At 56.0% G+C, this 3941-nt stretch carries 3 protein-coding genes and 2 pseudogenes; all 5 read right to left on the bottom strand.

The genetic code is table 11. The features are described 5' to 3' along the window. Window positions 1-782: pseudogene (locus U5775_RS38540) on the bottom strand (type VI secretion protein VasK); the annotation flags it as partial. Beyond that, a complete protein-coding gene (locus tag U5775_RS38535; protein ID WP_322063372.1) occupies window positions 763-2040 on the bottom strand; it encodes a hypothetical protein in 1278 nt (425 codons plus the stop codon). The pseudogene U5775_RS38540 and the gene U5775_RS38535, both read right to left, overlap by 20 nt. Further along, window positions 2040-2300, bottom strand: coding sequence for a PAAR domain-containing protein (locus U5775_RS38530; RefSeq protein ID WP_322063371.1), 261 nt, complete (start codon window positions 2298-2300; stop codon window positions 2040-2042). The genes U5775_RS38535 and U5775_RS38530 overlap by 1 nt, the downstream gene beginning before the upstream one ends. 99 nt (window positions 2301-2399) lie before the next feature. Then, the gene (locus U5775_RS38525; RefSeq protein ID WP_322063370.1) at window positions 2400-2834 is read right to left on the bottom strand and encodes a hypothetical protein; all 435 of its coding nucleotides are present in this window, start codon (window positions 2832-2834) and stop codon (window positions 2400-2402) included. Next, window positions 2834-3941, bottom strand: a pseudogene (locus U5775_RS38520) (hypothetical protein); the annotation flags it as partial. The pseudogene U5775_RS38520 and the gene U5775_RS38525, both read right to left, overlap by 1 nt.

Here is a 3941-nt window from a genome sequence, read left to right as displayed (position 1 = left end):
GCCGTCTGCGCCTGCCTGCGCGTCCCGTTCGGCATGAAGGCACCGATTGCGTCAAACCGTTCGGGCTGCTGACCATGCGCTGAGACCGGATGCAGGAACACCATAGGCGCGGCCCAGCCGAGCGCCGTGGCGAGCGTCGAGAGCGTGCGCGGCAGTTCCGTATCGGCTTCGTCGGCGCGGGCGACGTGGACCAGGCCATCGACCGGATAACGGCCACGCAACCGCCGGATCTGGCCGAGCCACTTCGCCGGCTCGATGCCGTCCGGCGCCGCATGGACGAGGATGATCTCGCCGACGTGCAGAACGCCTGTCTGCTTGAGTCCGGGCGCGACCTGATCGACCCGCTCGTCGGCGCCGTTCACCAGCAGCCAGCGCAGGCGCCTGCGCCAGAACCAGCCGTGCGCGACACGCAGTTCCTCGGCCATGCGTTGCAGCCGTGCGTCGCGCTTGAGCGGCTTCGCTGTCGTTGAGGTTGCCCCCTTGTCCCCTGTTTCATGCCGGAGCAGTCTTGCCGCGCCCGCGTAGGCACCGGTCGATATCGCGACCAGATGCATGATCACGAGAATGAAACCTGACACCGGAACGCCAACCATAGCCAGTATGCGAGGCGTGCCCTCTGGAATGCCAAGACGTTCGCTCTGCAACCAGAGCAGCAGCAGCACGGCAATGACAAGAACCAGGATAGCGAGCGGTAGGCCCCAGATTGCAATCCGACTCGGGGTTTTCTCGGCAGTGGCAGCTTGAGGCTGCATGTTGAGCAGGTTATTTTTGGGTATCGTCATGCGTTGAAGCCGTTTGATCTTCGGGGATGACATGGAAAATGGCCGATTGAAGACCATCGACGACAAGTTGCGGCCCGTCGGCAATACCCGACTCAACCGCAGCAGCTATCGCGAGCAGGCCGTTCGCCGCGCAAAGGTTGCCGACAAGAAGATCGAGCCGGCGCTGCGCAACGTCTTTTGCCGCAGCCACAAATCCTGCGGCATCCAGAGCCCGGTCGCAGTTGGCAACTGGACGGGTAATCCAGGCGCCTGTCACCGTCGCGGGGTCGGTCTTGCCCCAGACTGCGGCATTCGCAAAACCGTATTCGGGTTCGCCCGAAACGCCTGCGACGGGTCGGTGCAATACAGCCTGGGGGCGAACCTCCGGCGGAAGCCGGAAATAGCCGGCGTCGAGCAGTACCGCAACGCATCCCTCGGCAAGCCCCTCCTCAATGCCATCGTCGTACCACGCTGGTGCGACGATGAGCAACGGGCGGGATTCGCGCGCGTCAAGCCAGGCATCGGCTACCAGCAACCCGTCGACTGCCGGAACGGCCTGAACCTCTAACGGTGGGAGTGCCGCCAGACGCAATGCGTCACGAACCTGGGTCAAACGCAGGTTTGAAACTTCGGGCTCGGCCAGTACGCGCACCCTCGGCCAATATGCCCTTTCGTATCGCGTCAGCGCCTGAATGCTTCCTGCCAGCGGCTCGAGCGCGACGCGAACCATCTGGGTAGCGGGAGGCGCTTTCGCCAGCACGGCTACGTCATCCGCCAAGCTTTCCTCCTCACCCACGCCGGAGGCAACAGCCAGCAGCGGATCGTTATCCTCAAAGCGGTTGCATGAAACCTTGCCGGAACCGTGCCGCGGCGCCTGGATCTTGAGGATCGACCTTTTGCCCGCCAGCACATCGGACAGACTTTTTCCGCCGGGCGGCAGGCAGTGCCCCACGCCGATTACCTTTAGCGGACGCTGCGCGAACCGGACTCTGTCCGCGAGCCAGCGATCACGATGGTAGTTGTACCAGTACGCGCGAAACCATAGCGTCTCGTAGACTGCGCGGGCAAAGCCGAGCAGAACCAGGAACAGTCCGTTCGGAGCCCCAACGATCCAGCTCCAGAATTTGAGCCCACTCGCAGGTTCGCTTTTCGGCCAGACCAGCAGGACGACGACCGGACCGAACACGTTACAGACGAACCAGGTCGCCGCCCACGGCCAGAAACGCATCCGTCTGGGATACGCGTGGGGACGTCCTGCGGGAGAAAGATCGACCGGCATTACGCGATATTGACGTTCTGCAACGACGAGATCAGCCGGCAACCGCACGCGCAGCGGTAATGATGGAAGGCGACCCACTTGCCGTCACGGTCAGGGAATTTCTCGTAGCCCTCGTCGATGACAGTCGGGCCGTGCGGCGCGCAGAGCGCTGCGTCGCCCTTGCGGGCGAGCGGCCTGCCCATGAAGTTCATCCACGGCGAGCCGCTTGTGACTTCGCCACCATGTTCGAGTTCGTCGCCTTTGCGGATGGGTGATTGCATAAATTAATCGAAATTCTCAGTAATTTTCAATTACACTGCGGTACATCGGGAGAAAAATAAACATTGATCCACTTCATTAGAAATGGTGATTTCATCATGTCACCAAGTGCACTCCTTCCCGCCCCCTCCTAATGCCTCCGGGTTAAAGATAAATGCCACCTTCTTACGAGCTCCGTAATTTTTATAAGTCATAGAATATATGTTTGCGCCCTGACTCATCATTTCATACTCCCCCGTAATTCTCCCTCCATATACCTCATACCATGTTGTTATCGCTTGATCGGGACGCCCCGGACTAATTTCTTCATCATCCTCATTTTTTACCACCAATGTTATTGCCAATTTAGCACCACGATATTTTACAAACGCGCCGGACCATTTCTCTGCATCGTCATACAAAACATGGAGACCAAAATTCTTTGATCCCATCCCACTGGAGTCGAAGCAATATACGTCCTCGGAAACTTCACAATGAGCGACGACGGGAAGCGACATGACAGAAAAAACAAATAGCTGAGCAAGGTACTTTTTCATCAAGGAACCTGCCGTTGAATAGATGCAGTGATAGTATGAGTCGTTTTATAAAATTTCTTTTTCGGGTGCTGATGGGGAGGGTCACCTTCCATGATCGGCACACCTTGAGCGTTCAATGCAGGCTCCTTTTGCGAATTTCTCCGCCAGTCAAAAGTTATGACAACTCCGTCACTTTTGAAAATCTCATCCGTAAGAATATTTCTCAAATATATGACTGATTGAAGACGAACCTCTAAGCCATTAAGATTCTCAATGGCAACATAGCCATTGACATCCTTACTCGCTCTGATTGCGTCGTCCTGCGTGACACCCGCATCCACGTGCGAAAGCATTCCGCTGCGCTTTACAACATAAAAACACGCGCTATCAACGCAATTATCGGTATTTTGACCACCATTGTTATCTTTCGCAATCAAAACGTCGGGGTCCCATCCAAGTGATTGAAATTTCTGCGGAACGACTTCAGATTGGAATTTTCGAAATTTGCCATAAGGTTGATAGTTCTCAAGGTGTGTTAGCTGGATAAGTCCACGCCCATAATATGGATTATAGGTCTTGTGCTCACCACCAATTTCCTTGACCAAACTCAATCTACCCGTCTCGGGAATAACGTGAGACAAGAAATGCAGCACGCGAATTGAATTAATCCCATATTTTCTCGTTCCCACATTAAACGATTTACTCCACTTCTCCGCGTGAGAAAGCGCGCTGTTCCAAGACAGGGTTGACGTTCGGAACTGAGTCAACTCTAACTGGAGCAAACTACGCGGGAAGCACTCCGCCATTTCTTTTGCATTAAGCCATGCGCACTTTCTAAAGTGCCGGATAAACGCGAGCGGATGGAAAAAAAAGAGCTTCTGCCCGGCGAGCGGCGTCTTGTCCAGAAACTGGAACTTGTTCAGGAAATCGATGAAGTTGGTGTACCCATCGGGGTTGGTATCCTTCTGCTTTCCAAAGAAGCCGTCCGGATCGTTCAGATCCTTGTACCGGTCGCCGTTGTTGGACGGATCCCACTCACTGCGCGCCTGGCACACCAGCCCTCTGAGTTTTTCGCGCACGCCCCAGGCACTCTGAATGTAGCCAGCAAGCTGCTGGTTGGCACTGTTA

The sequence above is a fragment of the Paraburkholderia sp. J63 genome, from assembly GCF_905220245.1.
GTDB lineage: Bacteria > Pseudomonadota > Gammaproteobacteria > Burkholderiales > Burkholderiaceae > Paraburkholderia.
The sequence above is the reverse complement of the archived record's forward strand: the minus strand, read 5'-3'. Positions and strand labels throughout refer to the sequence as shown.

Excerpts from the sequence above, each read along its gene's own strand:
- U5775_RS38535 (WP_322063372.1), bottom strand. The coding sequence starts at position 2,040 with ATGCCGGTCGATCTTTCTCCCGCAGGACGTCCCCACGCGTATCCCAGA.
- U5775_RS38530 (WP_322063371.1), bottom strand. The coding sequence starts at position 2,300 with ATGCAATCACCCATCCGCAAAGGCGACGAACTCGAACATGGTGGCGAA.
- U5775_RS38525 (WP_322063370.1), bottom strand. The coding sequence starts at position 2,834 with ATGAAAAAGTACCTTGCTCAGCTATTTGTTTTTTCTGTCATGTCGCTT.